General features: G+C 70.3%; 24 protein-coding genes, 1 tRNA gene and 1 riboswitch. Of the genes, 13 read left to right on the forward strand and 12 right to left on the reverse strand.

What is annotated here, in order from left to right; genetic code table 11:
* Positions 1-53: 53 nt before the first annotated feature.
* The 3 genes from nhaA to AB0L64_RS05630 all read left to right on the forward strand — a co-directional run bounded on the left by nhaA (position 54) and on the right by AB0L64_RS05630 (position 3384).
* Positions 54-1934: a Na+/H+ antiporter NhaA gene (gene nhaA / locus AB0L64_RS05620; protein ID WP_363708020.1), complete on the forward strand. Its 1881-nt coding sequence runs from the start codon at positions 54-56 to the stop codon at positions 1932-1934.
* Positions 1935-1998: 64 nt separating this feature from the next.
* Positions 1999-2436 (forward strand): rhodanese-like domain-containing protein, encoded by a 438-nt coding sequence (locus tag AB0L64_RS05625; protein ID WP_363708022.1) that lies wholly within the window; start codon positions 1999-2001, stop codon positions 2434-2436.
* A 105-nt stretch (positions 2437-2541) separates the two neighbouring features.
* Positions 2542-3384: an SAM-dependent methyltransferase gene (locus AB0L64_RS05630; protein WP_363708024.1), complete on the forward strand. Its 843-nt coding sequence runs from the start codon at positions 2542-2544 to the stop codon at positions 3382-3384.
* Here the strand turns inward: AB0L64_RS05630 and AB0L64_RS05635 are convergent.
* The 3 genes from AB0L64_RS05635 to AB0L64_RS05645 are packed head-to-tail and all read right to left on the reverse strand — an operon-like array spanning position 3381 to position 5576.
* On the reverse strand, positions 3381-3914 hold the full coding sequence (locus AB0L64_RS05635; RefSeq protein ID WP_363708026.1) for a tetratricopeptide repeat protein: 534 nt from the start codon (positions 3912-3914) through the stop codon (positions 3381-3383). The two genes, AB0L64_RS05630 and AB0L64_RS05635, sit on opposite strands and share 4 nt — an antisense overlap.
* The gene (locus AB0L64_RS05640) at positions 3911-4273 is read right to left on the reverse strand and encodes a DUF1622 domain-containing protein (RefSeq protein ID WP_363708027.1); all 363 of its coding nucleotides are present in this window, start codon (positions 4271-4273) and stop codon (positions 3911-3913) included. The genes AB0L64_RS05635 and AB0L64_RS05640 overlap by 4 nt, the downstream gene beginning before the upstream one ends.
* Positions 4274-4289: 16 nt before the next feature.
* Positions 4290-5576 (reverse strand): FAD-binding oxidoreductase, encoded by a 1287-nt coding sequence (locus AB0L64_RS05645; RefSeq protein ID WP_363708029.1) that lies wholly within the window; start codon positions 5574-5576, stop codon positions 4290-4292.
* Positions 5577-5660: 84 nt separating this feature from the next.
* Between AB0L64_RS05645 and AB0L64_RS05650 the strand changes: the two genes are divergently transcribed.
* Positions 5661-7061: a PLP-dependent aminotransferase family protein gene (locus AB0L64_RS05650; protein WP_363708031.1), complete on the forward strand. Its 1401-nt coding sequence runs from the start codon at positions 5661-5663 to the stop codon at positions 7059-7061.
* A 52-nt stretch (positions 7062-7113) separates the two neighbouring features.
* A complete protein-coding gene (locus AB0L64_RS05655; protein ID WP_363708033.1) occupies positions 7114-7863 on the forward strand; it encodes a GNAT family N-acetyltransferase in 750 nt (249 codons plus the stop codon).
* Here AB0L64_RS05655 and AB0L64_RS05660 read toward each other — a convergent pair.
* Positions 7853-8803 carry an MBL fold metallo-hydrolase gene (locus tag AB0L64_RS05660; RefSeq protein WP_363708035.1) on the reverse strand — a complete coding sequence of 317 codons (951 nt, stop codon included), beginning with the start codon at positions 8801-8803 and terminating at the stop codon, positions 7853-7855. The genes AB0L64_RS05655 and AB0L64_RS05660 overlap by 11 nt on opposite strands.
* 109 nt (positions 8804-8912) lie before the next feature.
* On the opposite strand from AB0L64_RS05660, the gene AB0L64_RS05665 reads away from it, so the two are divergent.
* Positions 8913-9785, forward strand: a complete 873-nt coding sequence (locus AB0L64_RS05665) for a LysR family transcriptional regulator (protein WP_363708037.1) — start codon at positions 8913-8915, stop codon at positions 9783-9785.
* A complete protein-coding gene (locus tag AB0L64_RS05670; protein ID WP_363708039.1) occupies positions 9782-10654 on the forward strand; it encodes a serine hydrolase in 873 nt (290 codons plus the stop codon). Before AB0L64_RS05665 ends, AB0L64_RS05670 begins: the two co-directional genes overlap by 4 nt.
* Here the strand turns inward: AB0L64_RS05670 and AB0L64_RS05675 are convergent.
* Genes AB0L64_RS05675 through AB0L64_RS05690 form a run of 4 tightly spaced genes read right to left on the reverse strand, consistent with a single transcriptional unit; the run spans position 10651 to position 12977 of the window.
* Positions 10651-11034 (reverse strand): RidA family protein, encoded by a 384-nt coding sequence (locus AB0L64_RS05675; protein ID WP_363708041.1) that lies wholly within the window; start codon positions 11032-11034, stop codon positions 10651-10653. The two genes, AB0L64_RS05670 and AB0L64_RS05675, sit on opposite strands and share 4 nt — an antisense overlap.
* On the reverse strand, positions 11031-11501 hold the full coding sequence (locus AB0L64_RS05680; RefSeq protein ID WP_363708043.1) for a hypothetical protein: 471 nt from the start codon (positions 11499-11501) through the stop codon (positions 11031-11033). Before AB0L64_RS05680 ends, AB0L64_RS05675 begins: the two co-directional genes overlap by 4 nt.
* Complete coding sequence (locus AB0L64_RS05685; protein WP_363708045.1) at positions 11498-12265, reverse strand: ABC transporter permease subunit; 768 nt, start codon at positions 12263-12265, stop codon at positions 11498-11500. Before AB0L64_RS05685 ends, AB0L64_RS05680 begins: the two co-directional genes overlap by 4 nt.
* Positions 12258-12977, reverse strand: coding sequence for an ABC transporter ATP-binding protein (locus AB0L64_RS05690; RefSeq protein WP_363708047.1), 720 nt, complete (start codon positions 12975-12977; stop codon positions 12258-12260). Before AB0L64_RS05690 ends, AB0L64_RS05685 begins: the two co-directional genes overlap by 8 nt.
* A 97-nt stretch (positions 12978-13074) precedes the next feature.
* Here AB0L64_RS05690 and AB0L64_RS05695 point away from each other — a divergent pair, with 97 nt between their 5' ends.
* Genes AB0L64_RS05695 through AB0L64_RS05705 form a run of 3 tightly spaced genes read left to right on the forward strand, consistent with a single transcriptional unit; the run spans position 13075 to position 17004 of the window.
* Positions 13075-13734 carry a response regulator transcription factor gene (locus AB0L64_RS05695; RefSeq protein WP_363708049.1) on the forward strand — a complete coding sequence of 220 codons (660 nt, stop codon included), beginning with the start codon at positions 13075-13077 and terminating at the stop codon, positions 13732-13734.
* Between the two features lie 13 nt (positions 13735-13747).
* Positions 13748-15109, forward strand: a complete 1362-nt coding sequence (locus tag AB0L64_RS05700) for a HAMP domain-containing sensor histidine kinase (RefSeq protein WP_363708051.1) — start codon at positions 13748-13750, stop codon at positions 15107-15109.
* Positions 15110-15141: 32 nt separating this feature from the next.
* The gene (locus tag AB0L64_RS05705) at positions 15142-17004 is read left to right on the forward strand and encodes a DUF6807 family protein (RefSeq protein ID WP_363708053.1); all 1863 of its coding nucleotides are present in this window, start codon (positions 15142-15144) and stop codon (positions 17002-17004) included.
* On the opposite strand, the gene AB0L64_RS05710 is transcribed toward AB0L64_RS05705, so the two are convergent.
* The 3 genes from AB0L64_RS05710 to AB0L64_RS05720 all read right to left on the reverse strand — a co-directional run bounded on the left by AB0L64_RS05710 (position 16979) and on the right by AB0L64_RS05720 (position 19019).
* Positions 16979-17752 carry a thiazole synthase gene (locus AB0L64_RS05710; RefSeq protein WP_355699893.1) on the reverse strand — a complete coding sequence of 258 codons (774 nt, stop codon included), beginning with the start codon at positions 17750-17752 and terminating at the stop codon, positions 16979-16981. The genes AB0L64_RS05705 and AB0L64_RS05710 overlap by 26 nt on opposite strands.
* A 1-nt stretch (position 17753) precedes the next feature.
* Positions 17754-17957: a sulfur carrier protein ThiS gene (gene thiS / locus AB0L64_RS05715; protein ID WP_363708056.1), complete on the reverse strand. Its 204-nt coding sequence runs from the start codon at positions 17955-17957 to the stop codon at positions 17754-17756.
* A riboswitch (TPP riboswitch) is annotated at positions 17948-18059 on the reverse strand. Its footprint overlaps the gene before it by 10 nt.
* 15 nt (positions 18060-18074) lie before the next feature.
* Entirely contained in the window at positions 18075-19019 is a 945-nt protein-coding gene (locus AB0L64_RS05720) for a DUF5937 family protein (protein WP_363708059.1), read from the reverse strand.
* A 72-nt stretch (positions 19020-19091) separates the two neighbouring features.
* Here AB0L64_RS05720 and AB0L64_RS05725 point away from each other — a divergent pair, with 72 nt between their 5' ends.
* Complete coding sequence (locus AB0L64_RS05725) at positions 19092-19511, forward strand: pyridoxamine 5'-phosphate oxidase family protein (RefSeq protein WP_363708061.1); 420 nt, start codon at positions 19092-19094, stop codon at positions 19509-19511.
* A 31-nt stretch (positions 19512-19542) separates the two neighbouring features.
* The gene (locus tag AB0L64_RS05730) at positions 19543-20037 is read left to right on the forward strand and encodes a YceI family protein (RefSeq protein ID WP_363708063.1); all 495 of its coding nucleotides are present in this window, start codon (positions 19543-19545) and stop codon (positions 20035-20037) included.
* Positions 20038-20041: 4 nt separating this feature from the next.
* Here AB0L64_RS05730 and AB0L64_RS05735 read toward each other — a convergent pair whose 3' ends face one another.
* Entirely contained in the window at positions 20042-20635 is a 594-nt protein-coding gene (locus AB0L64_RS05735) for a G5 domain-containing protein (protein ID WP_363708065.1), read from the reverse strand.
* Between the two features lie 139 nt (positions 20636-20774).
* Here AB0L64_RS05735 and AB0L64_RS05740 point away from each other — a divergent pair.
* A tRNA-Lys gene (locus tag AB0L64_RS05740) sits at positions 20775-20850 on the forward strand.
* The last annotated feature ends 184 nt before the right edge of the window (positions 20851-21034 follow it).

Consider the following 21034-nt stretch of genomic DNA (forward strand, 5'->3'; position numbering starts at 1 on the left):
GGAAATCCGGACGCCGCGGGTGCCCGGAGCGGGCGCGGTTTACAGTGTCCGCCATGGCGGACTTGTCTGGTCTGTTGAGTGGGCGGACCGTCTGGCGGCGGGGGTTCGCGGCGCCGATGCGGGCGTTCCTGCGGACCGAAGCTGGGAGCTCCGGGGTGCTCGCGGCCGCGATCGTGGTGGCGTTGCTGTGGGCGAACGTGTCGCCGGAGACGTACGAAGAGGTCTGGCGGACCGATCTGTCGATCGGGCTCGGGCACGACGTGCTGCGGCTGGATCTGCAGGAGTGGATCAACAGCGGGCTGATGACGCTGTTCTTCCTCGTGGTGGGGCTGGAGGCGCGGCGCGAGTTCGACCTCGGGGACCTGCGGGACCGCAGCCGGTTCGTGCTGCCGATGCTCGCCGGCGTCACCGGGATGGTCGTTCCGGTGCTGATCTACGTGGCCTTCAACGCCGGCGGTCCGGGGTCGCACGGCTGGGGTGTCGCGATGTCGACCGACACCGCGCTCGCGCTCGGTCTGCTCGCGCTGGTCGGCCGCGGCGTGCCGGACCGGGTGCGGGTCTTCCTGCTCACGGTGTTCGTCGTCGACGACCTGCTCGCGCTCGTGGTGATCGCGGTCGTCTACAGCGAGGACATCAAGCTGATGCCGCTGACCGCGGCGATCGTCGCGTTCGCGGTCGTGCTGGCGCTGTCGCTGCTGCGCGTCCGCAAGGCGTGGATCTACGTGATCCTCGGCGTGCTGATGTGGGCCGCGCTGCTGCGCAGCGGCGTGGATCCGGTGGTCGCCGGCCTGGCGATCGGACTGACGGCGCCGGCGTACTCGCCCGGCCGGGAGGAGCTGGAGGAGGCGACCGGCCGGTTCCGGCTGTTCCGCGAGCAGCCCACCCCGGAGCTGGCGCGGTCCGCGACCGTCGGCCTGACCACGACGATCTCGCCGAACGAGCGCCTGCAGTACCTGTACCACCCGTGGACCAGCTATCTGATCGTCCCGCTGTTCGGCCTCGCGAACGCCGGCGTCACCATCGACATGGCCTTCCTCGGCCGGGCGTTCACGTCGCCGATCACGCTCGGCATCCTGATCGGGTACGTCGTCGGCAAGCCGCTCGCGGTGACGACGGTGTCCTGGCTGGTCGAGCGCCTGAGCGGCGGGCGGATCCGGCCCGGCGTCGGCTGGGCCGCGGTCGCCGGCAGCGGGACCATCGCCGGCATCGGCTTCACGGTGTCCCTGCTGATCGCGACGATCGCGTTCGACGGGCCGCAGCTGGCCGAGGCGAAGGTCGGTCTGCTCTGCGCAGTGATCGTCGCGTCGGCGCTGACCTGGTCGGTGTTCCGCGCGGCCAAGCTGCTGTCGCCGCCGAAGAAGGCGCTGGCGCTGCTCGGCGACGCGGAGCAGCTGGTGGACCTCACCGACCCGGTCGATCCGGAGCGGGACCACATCCGCGGCCCGGAGAACGCGTCGGTCACGTTGGTCGAGTACGGCGACTTCGAGTGCCCGTACTGCGGGATGGCCGAGCCCGTCGTCCGTGACCTCCTGCACGACGACGACCTGCGGTACGTATGGCGGCACCTGCCGCTGTCCGACGTCCACCCGCGGGCGCAGATCGCGGCGGAGGTGGCGGAGGCGGCGGGTGCGCAGGGCGCGTTCTGGGAGATGCACGACCTGCTGCTCGCGAACCAGGAGAACCTCCAGCCCAAGGACCTGATCGGGTACGCGGAACAGCTCGGTCTGGACACCGATCGGCTGCACGACGACGTGAAGCGGCACGTCGCCGCGGCGCGGGTCGCGCAGGACGTCGAGTCGGCGGACACGAGCGGGGTCTCCGGGACGCCGACGTTCTTCGTGAACGGTCAGCGGCACTACGGGGCGTACGACGTGGAGACGCTGAAGCAGGCGATCAAGGTGGCCCGGGCGCGGTCCAAGATCCGCCGTGGCTGAATCTTGATGTACTAGGGCATTTCTGCCACTATCGTCGCGTCGCCCGGTCGCCGACGCTTGCTCCATGACCAAGCAGATCGACCAGGCCGCCGTCGCCCACTTCGCGGAACGGCTGGCGTACGAGACAGACGTGTCCGATGTCGCCTCCGACATCGGCGCCGGCGTGACCGGGTGGGTGCTGATCGACAGTCGCAGCCAGGAGAGCTGGGACCAGGGGCACGTGCCGGGCGCCGTCCACCTGCCGACGAGGGAGATCGCGGCGCGGGCAACGGCCGTCGTACCGGACGGCGTCCCGGTCGTGACCTATTGCTGGGGACCGGGGTGCAACGGCGCGACGCGCGCGGCGCTGGAGTTCGCGAAGCTCGGGTACTCGGTGAAGGAGATGATCGGCGGCTTCGAGTACTGGGTCCGTGAAGGGCTGCCGGTGGAGACCGCGGAGGGCATCGAACGGCGGTCGGCCGACCCGCTGACCGCACCGCGCGGCGTGGCCTGCGCGTGCTGAAACCCCTGTGCGCGTTGAGTTTTAACACAGTTCGAACTCGTCGTGGTGAAACGCTGACTCTGCGTGCGTTACCCTCGGAGTGAACCGCCGACGCGAGGAGACAGTGTGACGGATCAGCCGAGGTACGACGGCGGGCTGGTCGCACCCGGCATCGACACCACGCGTCCGAGCGTCGCCCGCGTGTACGACTACGCCCTCGGCGGCAAGGACAACTACGAGTCCGATCGCGAGTTGTACCGGCAGATCATGGAGATCGCGCCGGAGACACCGGTCTGGGCGCGGGCGAACCGGCGCTGGCTCAGCCAGGTGATCACCTGGCTGGCCGACGAGGCCGGGGTGCTGCACTTCATCGACGCGGGCTCCGGCCTGCCGACCGCGGAGAACACCCACCAGATCGCGCAGAAGGTCAGCCCGGACGCCTCGGTGGTGTACATCGACAACGACCCGTCCGTGGTCGCGCATGGACGGGCGCTGCTGCTCGACAACGACCGGACCCAGTTCACCGCGGCGGATCTCACCCGGCCCGACGAGGTGCTGGCGGATCCGGCCGTCGCGGGCCTGCTGGCCGACGGTCAACCGGTCGCGCTGGTGATGGCGCTGATGCTGCACCACATCCACGACTACGAACAGACCCTGGCGATCGCCGGGCAGTACGTCGACGCGCTGCCGCCGGGCTCCTACCTGGCGATCACCCACGCGTGCAACCCCGGCGACGGCGGCCCGGTCGACCAGCTCGTGACCGAGCTCCTCGCGAAGGTCAAGGACGCGTTCCCGACGCTGGCGTTCCGTTCGGTCGCGCAGATCTCGTCGCTGTTCCACGGACTGGAGATCCTCGAGCCCGGGGTCGTCCGGCTGGCCGACTGGCACGTCCCCGGCGGCCGCGTCGAGGATGACCCGCAGCCCGGTATCCGCGACGCCATCTACGGCGGCGTCGCGCGCAAGTCCTAACCCAGTCCGGCCAAGTAGTCGGCGTTGCCGCGGATGGCGGCTTCGTAGCGCTTGATCTCGGCGGAGTCGACCTTGTCCGCGATCACCAGCAGCAGTGTCGCGAGCGCCTTGTCCTGATGTCCGGCGGCCTGCAGGGTCAGTGCCTTGAAGACCCGCAGCGAGTCCGATTCCGGGAACTCCGCGCAGGCGTCCTTGAAGACCGCGAGCGACTCGTCGAAGCGGTCGAGGTTACGCAGCGTGCTGCCGTACTGCAGGAGGCACTTGCGGCGGGTCTCCCCGGTCAGCCCGGGCAGCGCGCGCTCGTAGTACCCGACGGCCTTCTCCTCGTCGCCGGCGGTGTCGTACGACCCGCCGACCTCGTAGAGCACGTACGGGTTGTCCGGGTGCTCGGTCAGCAGCTTTTCGAAGAAGGCGATCGTCGGCCCCATGTTGGCCCGGTCCCGCCGCGCGAATGCTTCGTCGATCGTCGCCGCCAGTTCTGGGGTCAGTTCGACCGGGGTGGTGGGGCGGGGAAGGTGTTGGCTGGTCACGTGTCCATCATGCCGCGTTCGGGTTGGCGGGCCCGCCACGGCCAGGTTCCGGAGATCTCCACCTCGAGCGCGAAGCTGAGCACGATCCGGATCACCACGATCAGCCCCAGCACCAGCGCGCTCTCCAGCGACGTGTCGACGATGATCGTCCGGATGATGTCCCCGATGATCAGGATCTCCAGCCCGAGCAGGATGACCCGCCCGAGACTCACCCGCAGTTGCTGGTAGCTGCCGGAGCCCTTGCGGACGACGTCGTACGCGTAGCGGATCAGCACGACGGCGAGCCCGACGGCCATGATCACCACGCCGGCGCCCTCGATCACCCGGGCGACGTGGGCGAAGACCGCCTCGAAATCCATCCTCCAGGGGTACCAGTCAGGCGGCGGACTCGGCGGTCGGCTCGCCGGGGCGGATGTTCTGGTTCAGGTGGAACACGTTGGCCGGGTCGTACGCCGTCTTCAGCGCGACCAGCCGGCGCAGCGTCGCCGGCGGGAACGCGCGGTGGATCGGGTCCTCGTTCAGCGTGTTCACGTAGGCCCCGCTCGCGTACGGCGCCAGCGTCGCGGCGTACCCGCGCAGCCGGGCGATCCGCTCCGCGTCCTCGGCCGGGTCCTCCCAGCGCGTCGCGGTCACGAACTCGAACAGCGTGTCCCGGTGGCTGAACGCCGCGGCGTCCGCCGGGAGGTCGGCGATCGCCCCGCCGTACGCCTGCAGGCTCGCGCCCACGCCCGGGTTGTCGAGCAGCGCGCGGATCGCCTCGTCGGGCAGCGACTTGAAGTAGTGCCCCTTCCAGTACCGCCGGAAGCGATGCCCCTGCACGTTGTCGTCGCGCGTCTGCAGCTTCAGGTACGTCGTCTCCTCGATCAACTCGTCGCTCACCGGCCCGAGCGCGCGGAACGCCGGCAGTAGTTCGTACCCGCCTGCGCCGACCCACACGTATCCGACCGTCAGGGAGTCCCCGGTGATGTTCGCGGTGAACGTCGCCTCCCGCGGCGCGTCGGCGTTGAGCTCCCGCCACCCGCGCAGCACCTCGAAGCCTGCCGAGACCGGATAGCTGAACTCGACGATCAGCGCCCGCGTCCCGATCTGGTGCAGCCGGAACTCGAACGACGTGACGATCCCGAAGTTCCCGCCGCCGCCGCGCAGGCCCCAGAACAGCTCGGCGTTCTCGTCGGCGCTCGCCCGGACGACGGTGCCGTCCGCCGTCACGACCTCGTACGACACGACGTTGTCGCAGGCCAGCCCGAACCGCCGTGCCAGCCAGCCCATCCCGCCGCCCAGCGTCAGCCCGCCGACGCCGGTGTGCGAGACGTTCCCGGCCGTGGTCGCCAGCCCGTGCGCCTGCGCCGCCTTGTCCAGCTCGCCCAGCAGCGCGCCGCCCTGCACCCAGGCCCGCTGCGCGACGGGGTCCACCCGGACCGCGTTCATCGGCGTCAAGTCGATCATCAGGCCGTCCTCGGGGACCGCGAGACCGGCGATGTTGTGCCCGCCGCAGCGGACCGCGATCTCCAGGCCGGCCGCGCGTCCGAAGCGCACCGCCTCGGCGACGTCCCCGGTCGAGGCGCACCGGGCGATCACGGCCGGGCTACGGTCGATCATGGCGTTCCAGACGGTGCGGGCCTCGTCGTACCCGGCGTCGCCGGTGCGCAGAAACTCGGTCATCTCAGCTCTCCTGGGGTGTCTTGGTCTGTCCCACAACCCTGACAGCGCAGCGGTACGCCGATAAGGTCCAGTTCTGTGAGCCGAATGAGGACCAGTTCCGGATCCGGTGAACTCCTGGTCGAGCTGCAGCGGGACAGCGGCGTGCCGCTGCACCAGCAGCTCGAGAGCGGGATCCGGACCAGGATCCGGGCCGGCCTGCTGCGCGCCGAGACCGTGATGCCGTCCACGCGCGCGCTGGCGCAGGACCTCGGGCTGTCGCGCGGCGTGGTCGTCGAGGCCTACCAGCAACTGGTCGCCGAGGGATACCTGGTCAGCCGCGGCGGCGGGTTCACGCAGGTCGCCGACATCGCCGTCGTCTCGCCGACGGCCGCCCCGGCGGCAGCTGCCGGCCCGCCGCGGATCGACTTCCGCTACAGCCGCCCGGACGTCTCCGAATTCCCGCGCGCCGCCTGGCTCCGATCAATACGCCGGGTGCTCAACGAGACGCCGTACCGCAGCCTGGCCTACATCGACGGCCGCGGCACGATCGAGCTCCGCACCGCGCTCGCCGACTACCTGAACCGGGTCCGCGGTACGGCGGCACGCCCGGAGAACATGGTGATCTGCAACGGCTTCGCGCAGGGGTCGCGCCTGTTGCTGCAGGTCCTGGCGGCGGCCGGGCGCCGGCGGCTCGCGGTCGAAGATCCGTCCGACAACGATCTCCGGGAGGTCGCGGCAGCTGCCGGCCTGGAGACGGTCGGCGTACCGGTGCTGACGTCCGGGGTCGACGTGGCGGCGCTGGAGCGGTCCGGGGCGGACGTCGTCCTGGTGACGGCGGCACACCAGTTCCCGACCGGGGCCGTGACGTCGGCGGAGACCCGGGCGGCGCTCGTGGCGTGGGCGGGGCGCGGCGACCGATTGGTGATCGAGGACGACTACGACGCCGAGTACCGGTACGACCGGGAGCCGGTCGGCGCGATGCAAGGACTCGCGCCCGACTGCGTTGCGTACGCGGGGACGGCTTCGAAGACGCTGGCGCCGGGGCTGCGGCTGGGCTGGCTGATCCTGCCGTCGTGGCTGGTCGAGCCGATGGCGCAGGCCAAGCTGATGGACGATCGCGGGTCGCCGGTGTTCGACCAGTTGGCGTTCGCGGACTTCGTGGCGCGGGGTGAGTTCGACCGGCATCTGCGGCGGATGCGGCCGCGGTACCGGGCGCTGCGGGACACTCTGGTCGAGCGGCTGGCGGCGCGGCTGCCGGAGCTCGAGCCGGTCGGGGTCTCGGCCGGGCTGCACGTGCTGACGTGGTTGCCGCCGGACCTCGGCGAGGACGCTCTACGGGAGGCGGCGCTGAAGCGTGAGCTCGGGGTGTACGGCCTCGCGCCGTACTGGGTTTCCGGGGCCGGCCCGGCCGGGCTGGTGTTCGGGTACGGCTCGCTGTCCCGGAAAGAAGTTGTCGAGGGCATCGATCTGCTCGCGGACGCGGTCGCGGAGATCCGCAGTCGATGAATAAGTATCCATTCGGTTGCAATTCGATCCGAGCGGTTCTACTCTTGGTGGAGTGATCGCCGAAGCGCGGATGGACGCTCTGATGAACCAAGGCTGGCAGGCCGCGGACAGCACCGAGCTGGACGGCTGGCTGGTCCGGCGCAACGCCGGGGTCACCCTCCGAGCGAACTCGGTGCTGCCCGCGAGTGCGCCGTTCGACCTCGACAAGGCCTTGGAATACGTCGAGAATCTGTATGTCGCGCACGACATCAGGCCGTCGTTCCAGATCAGCCCGGCGGTCCAGCCGAGCGATCTCGACGCGCATCTCGAGGCGCGCGGCTACGAGGTCCGCAATCCGACGCTGGTGCAGTGCGCGCCGATCTCCGACGTCCTCGCGAAGCTGCCGGCACCGACGACGCCGACGCCTGACGTGAATATATCCACCACGCCGTCCACGCTCTGGACCGACTGCTGGTGGAGCGTCGACGGCCGTGGCGACGACACGCGAGCGGCCGCGGAGGAGATCCTGGTCCGCGGGAACGCGCTCTACGCGACGGTCGCCAACGACCGGCGGGCGCAGGCGATCGGCCGGCTCGCGCTCGTCGACGACACCGCCGGTCTCTACTGCCTCGCCGTCGACAAGGACTTCCGCCGCCGGGGACTGGCGTCCGCGGTGATCCACGGTCTGTTGCACGCGGCAACAGACCGTGGAGCGAAGTGGGTCTGGCTGAGCGTCCTGGAGGACAACGCGCCGGCGCGGGCCTTGTACGACCGGCTCGGCTTCCGGACCGTCTCGCGCTACCACTACCGGGTCAAAGCGTGACCTTCTGCAGGTGATCGAGGACGACGAACTCGGCGCCGGTCTTCTCGACCGAGGTGCGCAACGGGGTCAGATCGGTCCACGGGACGCCGGGCTCGTCGAGCGGCTTGTCGAAGTCGTCCCAGTGCGTGGCGACGACCTTGGTGACCGGCTTGATCGTCCGCAGCAGGCGGTCGGTGATCCCCGGTTCGCCGCCCGGTGCCGCGAGGACGACGTCGACCTGGAGGTCGCGCAGCGCGTTCGGGTCGAAGTTCGCCGTGCTGAGGCTGAGGATGCGCACGCCGCCGATCGTGATCACGAACGCGAGCGTGCCGCCTTCGACCAGGTCCTCGATCACGCGCGGGCGCGGCGGGACGTCGTACCGGTAGCCCGGGTACGCGTAGGTGTGCCGCTTGCCGCCGCAGGAGTGCAGCGACGGGAACACCTCGACCGTGAAGCCCTCGAACGGCAGGTACTCACCGCCGCGGACCGGTGACAGCAGCTCGTTCGGCGTCTTCATCGCCCGCAGCAGATTGGCGTGCGTCTCCGTGCAGAGCACGGTGCCCTGCGTCTTCTTCGCGACGTACGGGACGTCGGCCATGTGGTCGTAGTGGCCGTGGTGCACCAGGATCGCGTCGGCGGCGCCGAGGTGCTTGTCGATGACATCGGGCTTGATCACCAGCTTGCTCTTCGGGTCGGCGCCCTCCGGAGTGAACGTCCCGGTGTGGAACCGGGTCAACCACGGATCGGTCAGTACGACGCTCTTGCCGCAGCGGATCTGCCACGCATGCGTCCCGAACCAGGTCAGCTCCACCGGCTCCCGCTGAGCCCGGCCCTGACCCGCCTCACCTACTTGCCCGGCTGTTGCCGCGTCGCTCCGGCCCTCCAGCCCGATCGCGCCCGCCACGCCCGCGGCTCCGGCCGCCGCCGCGCCTGCCAGCATTCCTCTCCGACTCACCTTCACGCTGTCTCCTCTCGTTTCGGTCAGTCAAGGCGAGTGCTTCGGCGATGTCGAATATGCTCTTACGCATGAGCCGATTGTCTGGAGATATCGCCGCAGGTCAGCCGGGTCCATGCTGACCGAGAGACATCTGCAGATCTTCATCGCCCTCGCCGAGGAGCAGCACTTCGGCGACGCGGCGCGAGTCGTCGGCATCACCCAGCCGCCGCTGTCCCAGGGCCTGCGCCGGCTGGAGGCGCTGGTCGGCGCGAAGCTCTTCGAACGCGGCGCCGGTCAGGTCGAGCTCACCCCCGCCGGCGCCGCGCTGCTGCCGTACGCGCGACGTGCCCTGACCTCCATCGAGGAGCTGCACCAGGCGGCCGTGGCCCGCGATCCCGAGGGCCCCGAGATCCGGCTCGGCCTGGCGCCCGAGGTGCCGCCGTCGGCGGGCGCGGCGGTCGCCGCGGCCTGCGGTGCGGTCATTCCGGGCAGCCGGGTGACGGTGGTGACGGCGCCGACGAGCTCGCTGGTCAACCAGGTCGGTACGGGCCGGTTGACGCTGGCCGCCGTACTGCATCCCGCCGTGCTGGACGGTCTGGAGGCCGGCCCGGTGTCGCTGCTGCCGACCTGGGCGTTGGTGCCGGCGTCGACCGTGCACGACGAGGTCGTGGCGCTGCGGCAGCTGAAGGGCCTGCCGGTTGCGGTCCGGCCGCGGGCCGAGGCGCCGGCGGCCCGGGACCTGTTCCTGGACACGTTGGCGTTGCACCGGCCGGACGGCGGCACGGTCGTGGTGACGGACGAGCGCGCCGGGCTGGCGATGGCGGCAGCCGGTCAGGCGATCGTGGTGACCGCCGACCCGGCCCTGATCGCACCGGGTGTCGCGCGGCATCGACTGGCCGACGATCCGCTGCCGTTGCGGCTTCGGCTGGTCTGGTCGAGGACGCGTACGCCGTTCCTGCGGCCGAACGACGTGATGGCGCAGCTCACGGAAGCACTGGCGGCGTGAACGCGCGGATCCGCGGCATCTTCGACGACGCCGGCGTCCGCGGCTGGCTGCACGCGGTCTCGCTCGACGACCCCGAGGCGACCGTCGAGCACGACGCCGACGTGGTCGTGCCGCTGGCCTCGGTCTACAAGCTGCCGCTGCTCGCCGGGTTCTGTCGGCTGGTGGACGAGGGCGCCCTCGATCCGCGTGAGCGCGTGACACTCGAACCGTCGGAGCGGACCGCCGGACCGACCGGGCTGTCCGTGTTCGCGGACCCGGTGACGGTGTCGCTGCGCGATCTGGCGCTGTCGATGGCGACCGTCTCGGACAACGCGTCGGCCGACGCGCTGCTGGACATCGTCGGGCTGCGCCGGCTGGCCGGGATCCTGGAGTCCTTCGGCCTGCGCCACACCTGGGTCCGCCGGGGTACGGCGGGCAATCTGCGGGACCTGCAACGCCGGACCGGCGCCGACAACGCCGACGCCGCGCTCGCCGTACTCGCGGACAACGACCGCACCGATCCGGCCGGGGTGTACGAGGCGGCCAACGGGTCAGCGGCCAGCGCGCGCGACCTGACCTTCCTGCTGCGCCGGCTGTGGGCGGGGGAGTTGCTGTCGGCCGGGCAGACCGAGTTCGTGAAGGCGACCATGCATCGGCAGATCTTCCTGCACCGGCTGGCCTCCGGCTTCCCGCACGACGGCGTCCGCGTCGCGGGGAAGACCGGGACGTTCGGCGCGTTGCGGCACGAAGCCGGCGTGGTCACGCTGCCCGGCGGAGCGGCGTTCGCGATCGCCGTCCTCACGCTCGCCGCCCGCGGCGACTTCCGCCAGCCGCGCGTCGACGCCGCGATCGGCGAGGCCGCGCGAGTGGCGGTCGACCTGCTGCGTTAGACGATCGCGAAGGCCTCGATCTCGAGCAGCGCGTCCGGGCTGAACAGCGCGGCGACCTGGACCGCCGTACCCGCGGGCTTCGGCCCCGGGATGTACCGGTCGCGGACCGTGCGGACCGCGGGCAGGTAGCCGATGTCGGTGACGAAGTACGTCAGCTTGACCACGTTCTCGAAGGTGGCGCCGGCGGTTGCCAGGCAGCGCTCCAGGTTCGCGAACACCTGCTCCGCCTGCGCCCCTGGGTCCCCGATACCGACGAACTTCCCGTCCGCGTCGAGAGCGACCTGCCCGGAGATCGCCACCCACTGGCCGGCTCCGGTCACCACGTGGCTGTACCCGTTGCCCGGAGCAACACCTTCGGGCTGTGGATAGTCGAGTGTCACGTCGTCCTCCTCGTCAGTCGTCGCCCTATCCTCGCTCGGCCGGCCAGGACGACGGTACCGAGTATTGCCGGTACGGCGATCGCGACCGGCAACGCACCCGCGGTGTCCAGGGTCTGGCGGGGCGACACCGTGATGCGGACCGGCGGCCCCGCGACGAGCGGACCGGTGCGGGGGACCAGGACGACGTACACCACGAAGTGGCCGGGGTTGACCGCCTGGAACTCCCAGTCCACCGGAGTTTCCGGCCCGGCGGGTACCGGGTGGGTGACGTCCTGCGTCCAGTCCTCCAGGTCGACGTACACGCCGTCGAGGCTGACCACGTTCAAGTGCGCGATCGTCGGAACGGACGACCGGACGACCGATTCGACGGCGAGCGTCTGGCCGATCTGCGCCGTCAGTTGGTCGTGGTCCATGGTGATCGTCGGGTTGGCAAGCGCGACGGTGGCGATCAGGCTCAGGAGGATCATCGTGAACCCGCGGTCAGTCGGACGAGTCGTGGCCCGGCGGCGACCACGACAACGAGGACGAGTACGGCGACCACGACCGGAGCGGCCAGGTAGCTGAGGTCATGCGTCCACGGCCGACGGCTGACCAGGACCTGCGAGATGTAGTGCAGCGCCGAGCCGATCGGGTTGACCCGGGTCAGCAGCTGACCGAAGCCTGTCTTCGGCAGAGCCGGCAACTGGGTCGGGGCGAACAGCACCAGGAGCAGCAGCAATCCGCAGGCCAAGCTGGTCTTGTTGGAGTTCGTCCACCCGCTGAACAGCATTCCGACACCACCGAGCCCGACGGCGACCAGCGTGCCGACGGTCAGAGCGAGCACCGCCGCCTGTGTCGCGCCGGCGACCCCGCGCCCGAGCACCCACAAATAGGGGAGTGTGACGACGAGGCAGCCCAGCCACATCGTCGACGCGGTCGCAAGTTTGCCGACCACGATCGCGCGCCGCGAGACCGGCGTGAGCAGCAGCCCTTCCAAGGTGCCGCGTTCCCGTTCGCCGCTGATCGCGTCCGCACTGGTCACGACAGTCAGCAGGACGCCCACGGCCAGCCCGACCTGCGCCGTCAGGTTGACCGCCTCACGCTGCTCGAGGAAGTTCATCGCCCGGTTGGTCGCGGCGAGGTACGTGATCGTGCTCAGCAGGACGCTGAAGCCGAACAGCAAGACCGGTCCGCGGCCGCCGATCCACAGGTCCCGGCTCTCCTGCCGAGCCACCACGCTCCACTCATTCATGACCGGTCAGCTCCAGGAAGGCGGCGCTCAGGCCTCCAGTGCCGGCGATGATCTCCGCGATCGGTCCGGCCGCCCGGAGCTTGCCCTGATCGAGGATCAGGACGCTGTCGCAGACCTGCTCGACCTCGACCAGGGTGTGCGTCGACAGCACTACGGTCACGCCGCGGTGCTCGGCGATGTCCGCGATCGTCTCGAGGATCGACCGCTGCCCGGCGGGATCGAGGCCGAGCGCCGGCTCGTCAAGGAACACCACCTCGGGATCGTTGACCAGCGCGCGGGCGATCCCGAGCCGCTGGCGCATCCCCCGGCTGTACGTCGAGATTCGCGCGTCCGCACGGTCGCCGAGGCCGCCTTCGGTCAGCAACCGATCGGCGACTGCCCGTGCGTCCCGCCGGCTCCGGCCGAACAACCGGGCCGCGTAGCGCAGGTACTCGCCGCCGGTCTGCCGGCCTGGGTAGCCCGCGCTCTCCGGCAGCACACCGATCCGCTGCCTGATCCGGCCGGGCCGGTCACCGGGGACGCCGGCCACGGCGAACGTCCCGCTGGTCGGCTCGAGGATCGTCGTGAGCAGCCGGATCGTGGTCGTCTTCCCGGCGCCGTTCGGCCCGAGCAGCCCGATCACCTGCCCGGCGTCCGCGGTGAAGGTCAGCCCGTCGAGCGCGGTGCGTCCGCCGTACCGCTTGGTCAGCCCGTTCGCCTCGATGGTCGCCATGGTCCGACGCTAGGCCCGCGCTGCTGAACCCCTGCTGAACCGGGTGCATTCAGCGGGGATTCAGCCACAATGAAGGAGGATCGCCTGGAGGTGGGTGATGCGCGCGCTGGTGGTCGAGGACGAGCCCCGGTTGGCCACGGGGCTGCGGAGCGGCCTGGAGGCCGAGGGGTACGCCGTCGACGTCGCACTGACCGGGACGGACGGGCTGTGGCTCGCCCGCGAGCACGGCTACGACGTCGTGGTCCTGGACCTGATGCTCCCGGAGGTCGACGGATTCGAGGTCTGCGCGACACTGCGGGCCGAGCGCGTGTGGACACCGATCCTGATGCTCACGGCAAGGAACGCGGACACCGACCAGGTGCGCGCGCTCGACACCGGCGCCGACGACTACCTCACCAAGCCGTTCTCGTACGCGGTCCTGATCGCTCGGCTCCGGGCCCTGGTACGCCGGGGCGCCGCCGAGCGACCGTGCCTCTTGCAGACCGGCGCGCTGCGGCTGGATCCGGCCGCCCGGAAGGCCTGGCTCGACGAGACCGAACTGGTGCTGACGGCGCGCGAACTGTCTCTACTGGAGTTCCTGGTCCGGCGAAGCGGTCAGGTCGTGTCGAAACGGACCATTCTGGAACACGTCTGGGACGACGCGTTCGACGGTGATCCGAACATCGTCGAGGTCTACATCCGGCGGCTCCGCACCAAGCTCGGCGAGCAGTTCATCACGACCCTGCGCGGTGCCGGTTATCGCCTGGCCGAGCCGTGAAGGAGGTGCCGTCATGCGAATCCGGGTGACGCTGGCCGCGGTCCTGGTCGTCGGGTTCGCCTTGGTGGCCGGCGCGCTGGTGCTGGTCGCGCTGCTGGGCTCGGTGCTCACCGATCAGGTCTGCCGGGCCGCCCAGGATCGCGCGGCTCAGCTCGCCGCGGCGCCCGCAGCCGTGGTCGGACCGTCGTCGACCGAGATCGTGCAGGTGATCGATCGCGCCGGGCACGTGACCGGCGGCGGGTCACGGCTCGCCTCGCCGGGGACCGGGTGCGTCAGGGTCGAACCGCCCGGCCACGGTGAGGACTTCGTGTTCGCCGCCGCCGTCGTACCGTCCGGCGGCGAGGTGGTCGTCGGCCGGCCGCTGGTGGACGTGCTCGACTCGACCCGGTTCGTACGCCGGGTGCTCGTGGTCGGCGTACCGCTGATGGCGGCGATCGTCGCGGGGGTGACCTGGGTGGTGACCGGGCGGGTACTCGCGCCGGTGACGGCGATCCGGCGGGAGGTGGACGCCATCACCGCGGCCGAGCTGCATCGGCGTGTTCCGGCGACGCGCGCCGACGAGATCGGCCGGCTGGCGAGGACGATGAACCGGATGCTCGACCGGCTGCAACGGGCGCAGCAGTCGCAGAACCGCTTCGTGTCCGATGCCTCGCACGAGTTGCGCTCGCCGATCGCGGCGATCCGGCAGCACGCCGAGGTCGCGTTGGCGTACCCGGAGCGGACCGGGATCGGCGAGCTCGCCGCCACGGTCCTCGCGGAGGATCTGCGGATGCAGCATCTCGTCGACGACCTGCTCCAGCTGGCCCGCTCCGACGAGCAGCGGTCCGCCCCGCCGGATCTGCCGGTCGACCTCGACGACCTGGTTCTGACCGAGGCAAAAACGTTGCGCGCGGCAACAAGCGTGGCGGTCGACACGACCGCGGTGTCGGCCGGTCAGGTCCGCGGCGACGAGGCGCAACTGGCCCGGCTGGTACGCAACCTCGGCAGCAACGCCGCGCGGCACGCGCGCACCGGGATCAGCTTCGGCGTCGCCGAGGCGGACGGCGTCGTCGTGCTCACGGTCTCCGACGACGGCCCCGGGATCCCCGCCGCGGACCGGGAGCGTGTGTTCGAGCGCTTCGTCCGGCTGGATGCGGCCCGGACCCGCGACATCGGCGACTCGGGCGGCGCGGGCAGTGCGGGCGGTGCGGGCAGTGCGGGCGGTGCGGGCGGTGCGGGCGGTGCGGGCGGCGCCGGTCTCGGCCTGGCGATCGCCGCCGGGATCGTCGACCGCCACCGGGGCGCCATCCGGGTCACCGGCCGGTCCACCCTCGAAGTCCGGCTGCCGGCGGTAAGCGCTTGCTCAAACTCCGGGAGATCTGCGCGGGAGGGTTGAGAAACCGGTTTCCATCGGGAGAGGATACGGGGGTGGGACGGACACCGAAGGACTCGATCACGATCGCCGACGTCGCGCGGGCGGCGGAGGTGTCGCGGGCGACCGTGTCCCGGGTGATGAACGGTCGGCTCAGTGTCGCACCTGAGATCGTCGCCCGGGTGCGCGCCGCGGCGGAGCGGCTCAACTACCGCCCGAGCGACCTGGCGCGCAGCCTGTCGCTGGGCCGGACGAACATGGTCGCGCTGGTCGTGCCGGACCTCGGCAACCCGCTGTTCCAGCAGATCCTGCGCGGGATCACGAACGCGTCCGCGGCCGCCGGCTACAAGGTGCTGGTCGCCGAGACCGCCGAGAACCCGGACGCCGAGGCCGCGATCGCGATCGAGGCCCGGCGGCGCTGCGACGCGCTGATCATGGTCTCGCCGCGGATGGACGAGGACCAACTGCTCGAGCTGCTGCCGCAGGTGCAGCCGGTGATCCTGGTCAACCGCCAGGGCCCGGCGGAGGTGTCGTCGGTGGTGGTCGACTACGGCCGCGCCGTCCGGATCGTCGTCGATCACCTGGTCGGCCTCGGGCACCGGCGGCTGGCGTTCCTGTCCGGCCCGGCCGCGAGCGCGTCCAACAGGTTGCGGTTGCGCGCGCTCGACGTCGCCGAGCGGGAGATCCCCGGTCTGGAGCTGGTCCGGCTCGAGTGCGGCTGGTCGATCGAGGACGGGTACGCCGCGGTGGAGCGGGTGCTCGAGTCGCGCGCCACCGCGGTGGTCGCGTTCAACGATCTCGTCGCGTTCGGGCTGCTGGCGCGGCTCAACGAGGTCGGCGTCGCCGTACCGGCCGATCTGTCGGTGACCGGCATGGACGACATCGGGCTGGCGCGCTTCGCCGTACCGTCGCTGACGACCGTCCGGGTGCCGCAGAAAGACCTCGGCGAACTCGCGTGGCAGCGGCTGCACGCGGCGATCGCGGGGCCTTCCGGTGCGGTCGACGGCGTACCGGAGCTGCGCTTGGCGGTGCGGGCCAGCACGGGGCCGGTGCCGCAGGAGTCGCAGCCGGACGGGGACGACGCGGCCGACCGGATCACGTGGCAGCAGCAGGGCGACATCTTCGCGCTCGGGAGCTCAGCGGGGCTGCTCGCGCGGTACGAGTTCGGCCGCCGGATGCCGCAGGTGCACGCGCCACGGCCGTACCTGCATCCGGTCCGGACGCTCGGCGGGCATCCGCTGACCGAGGTCAACCCGGTGGACCACCGGCACCACTACGGACTTTCGCTGTCGGTCGCCCAGGTCAACGGCACCTCCCACTGGGGCGGCCGGACCTACGTCCGCGGTCAAGGCCCGACCCTCCTCACGAATCACGGTCAGCAACGCAGCCGCGGCGTGACCGTCGACGATCGCGAGTTGGTCGACGACATCACCTGGTACGACGAGCAGGGGCGGCCGCAACTGGTCGAACGCCGGCGCCTCACCGGGGCTCTCGCCTCCGGCGGCTGGCGCCTCGACTGGCACAGCGTGCTGACCGCGCGCTACGGCTCGATCCGCATCGACAGCCCGGCGACCTGTGGACGCGAGGGCGCCGGGTACGGCGGGATCTTCTGGCGCCTGCCCTCCGCCCCGACGACCGTCCTGAGCGCGGACGGCGACGGGCTCGAGGCCGCGTTCGGATCCGTCGGCCGGTGGCTCGCGTTCGTCCAGGGCGATGTCAGCTTGTTGCTGGTGCAGCCGGATCAGGTGTGGCCGTGGTTCCTGCGATCCCGTGAGTACGTCGGGGCGTGCCCGGCGCTCGCGTGGGAGCAGCCGTTGACGTTGCAGCCCAACCAGGAGCTGACGTTGTCGCTGACCGCGCTTCTGCTGGATCGGGCCGTCGACGCGGCGGAGGCTAGAACGTTGGCAGACCAGTTGTAGGCGACGACGCCAGCGCCGACTGCCAGCGCTTCGGCACGCGGCCGGCAAGCCGCGCGTTCCGGCCCGCGGAGACCGCGTCGCGCATCGCGGCGGCCATCAGGGCGGGCTTCTCTGCGCGGGTCACCGGGGTCGCGAGCATCACCGCGGCACAGCCGAGCTCCATCGCCAGCGCGGCGTCACTCGCCGTACCGATGCCGGCGTCGACGATCACCGGGACGTTCGCCGCCTCCGCGATCAGCGCGATGTTGTGCGGGTTGCGGATGCCCAGCGCCGAACCGATGGGTGCGGCCAACGGCATCACGGCCGCGCACCCCGCCTGCTCCAGGCGACGGGCCAGGATCGGGTCGTCGTTGGTGTACGGCAGCACGGTGAAACCGTCGGCCACCAAGGCGTCCACGGCGTCGAGCAGCTCCACCGGATCGGGCAGCAGCAGGTGGTCGTCGGCGACGACCTCGACCTTGATCAGGTCGGTCTCCAGCGCCTCCCGGGCGAGTTTCGCGGTCAGCACGGCCTCGGCCGCGGTGTGACAGCCGGCCGTGTTCGGCAGGACGTCGATGCCGTGCTTCTTCAGCACGTCGAGCACCGAACCCTCGTGACCGGTGCCGAGGCGGCGCATCGCGACCGTTGTCAGTTGGGTGCCGGAGGCAATCAATGCCTCCTCCATGACTTCGAGGTTGGCCGAGCCGCCGGTCCCCATGATCAGCCGGGACGTGTACGTGCGGCCGCCGAGCTCCAGTGGGTCGTCCATGTCAGCCTCCTTGCGTCGCGCTGACGATCTCGACCCGGTCGCCGGGTTCGAGCGTGGTCAGGGCCCACTCGGCCTTGGTCAGCACGTTCTGGTTCACCGCGACCGCGATCCCCGTCGTGCGATCGGAGTACTCCGCGATCAACTCGGCGACAGACCGGCCGGCCGGCCCGTCGACCGCCGTACCGTTCACCCAGACGGATTCCACAGCTTCCTCCCTACGCCGGAATTACCCGATTCAGGTTCAGCGGTCGGTGACAGCCCAGTCACCCTCTCAGCCCACTCCCTGCGAGCTCCCGCGGACGGTTCGACTATAGCTGACGGGTCAGTCGACGGTGGCGCCGGTGAGCAGGGCAGCGAGCTCGGTCGGCCGGTACAGAACCTGTTTGCCGGTGCGTTCCGGCTCGACGAGACCGGTCCGGCGAAGGAGCTGAAGGTGCTGGCTCACGGCGGACGGCGTCACCTTCAGCTCGCCGGCCAGGTCGGTCGTCGTCCGGGGATGGGTGAGGAGCTCGAGGATGTGAGCCCTCGGCGTACCGATCAACTGGGCGAGGTCGTGCCGTGACGGCGGCTCGACGACGGACCACAGATTCGCCTGACCGCGTGGCGGGTAGCCGAGCAGCGGTTCGGCGCCGGGGTCGAACGGGATGACCGCGTGCGGGCCGAACAGTGTTGGCTGCAGTACGAGCCCGCGGCCGGCGACGTCTTCGGTACGGCTCTGCTCGGCGACACGGTCCACCTTCAGCAGCCCGTCGGCGTACGTGATGGCCGGACCCAGTCCGTTGAGCATCGCGCCGGTGCCTTGCTGCGTGAGGACGTGACCGCGGTAGCTGATGTCGGCGGACAGGAGCGTGCGCATACGGCTCCAGTACGGCGCCATGACGGCGTCCCAGTACTGCCGTAGCGCCTCGACGACCTTGTCGATCGTGCATTCCGCGGGCAGCTCGCCGTTCACCGCGATCATCTGCCGCTCGAACGTCGCCTGGTCGACGGCCGCGATCAGGGTCAGCTCGTCGTCGAGTTGCGTCAGCGGCGAGGACGGGCGCGGCGTCAGGAAATCCGGGCTGCCCATGGTGTCGTTGACGAGCCAGCGCAGTACGTCCCAATCGAGTTCCGCGACGTACGGCTGCACCGCCCGGACCCACGCCAGCTGCAGCGGGAAGCGGCCGGGATCCCGGAGCGCGCGCAGCGACAGCACCGTCTCCGCGACCGGCGACACCGCGAACCGCACGTCCGCGAGATCCTGCGACGTCAGCTGATAGGTGAGCACCCCGATCCCTTCGTCGATGTAGGCAGATCCTAAATCGACAGGCTGTCGGTGGTGCCTGGGATGGTCGGGAATATGGGATTTCGCATCATGCACACCGAGGAGATGGCCGAGTTCCTGGCGCAGCCGCTGGTGGCCGTGCTGGCGATCGATGACCCCGGCTGGTCGCCGCATGTGACACCGGTCTGGTTCATGTACCTGCCTGACTCCGGCAGGTTCCAGGTGATGACGCCGACCAAGTCGAAGAAGACCAGACTGCACCGCACCGGCACGGGCGAGCTGTCGCTCTCGATCCAGACGGTCGAGGGCGCGACCGCGAAGTACGTGAACATGCAGGGTGTCGCGCGCTTCCTTCCGCTCGACGCCGACCTGCTGAACGCGACGGTGGAGAAGTACCTGCCGGAGGAGGCGCGCGCCGCGTACGTTGCCGATCCGCCCGAGGACGCGATGTTCGACATCACCCCGCGGCGCATCACCACGGGAGTCATCGGCTGACAGTCCGCCGTCCTGTCTCGTCGTACCGGGTATGACTGACTATGTGCTCGACGCGGACCGGACCCGGATCGGCTTCGTGGCCGCGCATCGCGTGGGCGGGAAGGTGCACGGCCACTTCGCGACGTTCGAGGGCGCCGTGAAGGTTGAGGCGGCGGATCCGTCCGCGTCGTCCGGGTGGCTGACTGTCCAGATGGCGAGCGTCGACACCGGCAACCGCCGTCGCGACGACCAGCTGCGCCAGGACTTCTTCGGCGCGCCGACGTACCCGGCGATGACGTTCGTCGCCACCGCCGTCACGCCGAGCGCGCCAGGTCGCTTCGAGGTCACCGGCGACCTGACGATCCGCGGTACGACGTCGCCGCTCACCATGCCGCTCGAGGTGACCGACACCGGCGACGAGCTCCACTTCACGGCGTCCCGCACCATCAACCGGCACACCTGGAACGCCAACTGGAACTCGTTCACGACGGCCCTGATCCGCCCCGACGTCGTACTGGACCTCGACGTCACCGCGCGTCGCGCCTGACGGGCTACTCGCAGGCGATCCCGTCGTGGTCGGCGTCGAGACGGTAGATGTCGGACCCGACGACCTCGACCGGGCCGGCGACATACTCCGGGCCGTTGCCGGTACCGCCCGAGCAGTCCACGTCACTGGCAATCGGGACACAGCCGCTGTAGTTCGGGTCGCACTGCTCCTCGTCGGCCTTCGTCCCCACAGCAGTCACCTGCGACCGAGGCTCCTTAGCCACCTCCTGCCGCACCAACTTCTTTGCCGTCTGCACGCCGTTCACATACGTCACCCGATAAACCAGCCGCCGCGTCCCGTTAACCCCCGCCGTACGAACCGCCGTCTCACCCTTCGCCAACGACCCGTCCGTCACCGTCTTCTTCTTGAACGGAATCACCCGCAACTCCACGACCTCCTTGCTCGTGACCACCGGCCGAGCCGTCGCAGTCAACGTGGGCTTTGAGCCCGTCGTGTACGCCGGCAACGTGGGCAGCGGCGAAGTCGCACGCTTCGGCGACGCACTACCCTGCAGAACCCGCACCGGCTCACCACCCGCCTCTGCCCCACACCCACCGACAGCCAGCACAAGGACAACCGCCCCCAACACCGCACGCACAGCATTCCCCCCAACCCCACCGTCGGTCCCCCCGCGGCGAATTCCGATCTATACCACCGTGCCTGACGCCCCCACAACCCCCCACCCCCACCAAGCATTCCCCCACCAAACCTGACACACTGTTCCCCACACCACCTGAGGGCCTCTAGCTCAACTGGCAGAGCAGCGGACTTTTAATCCGCGGGTTGTGGGTTCGAGTCCCACGGGGCCTACCAGTTTCCGCAGGTCAGGCGCAGATCCGCGCCTCGGACAGAGATGGCCGGTCTGCTCTTACTCTGCCAATACACAGAGTCACCACACGCAGTGTCGACGTCGGGTGAAGACTGACCCTCTATCGGCGGCTGAAAATGAACCCCCTGCGTGACCCTGTGAAGGGTGATGACAGTGGAGGACTGGGCT

This window comes from Kribbella sp. NPDC051936 (genome assembly GCF_040680955.1).
Lineage (GTDB): Bacteria > Actinomycetota > Actinomycetes > Propionibacteriales > Kribbellaceae > Kribbella.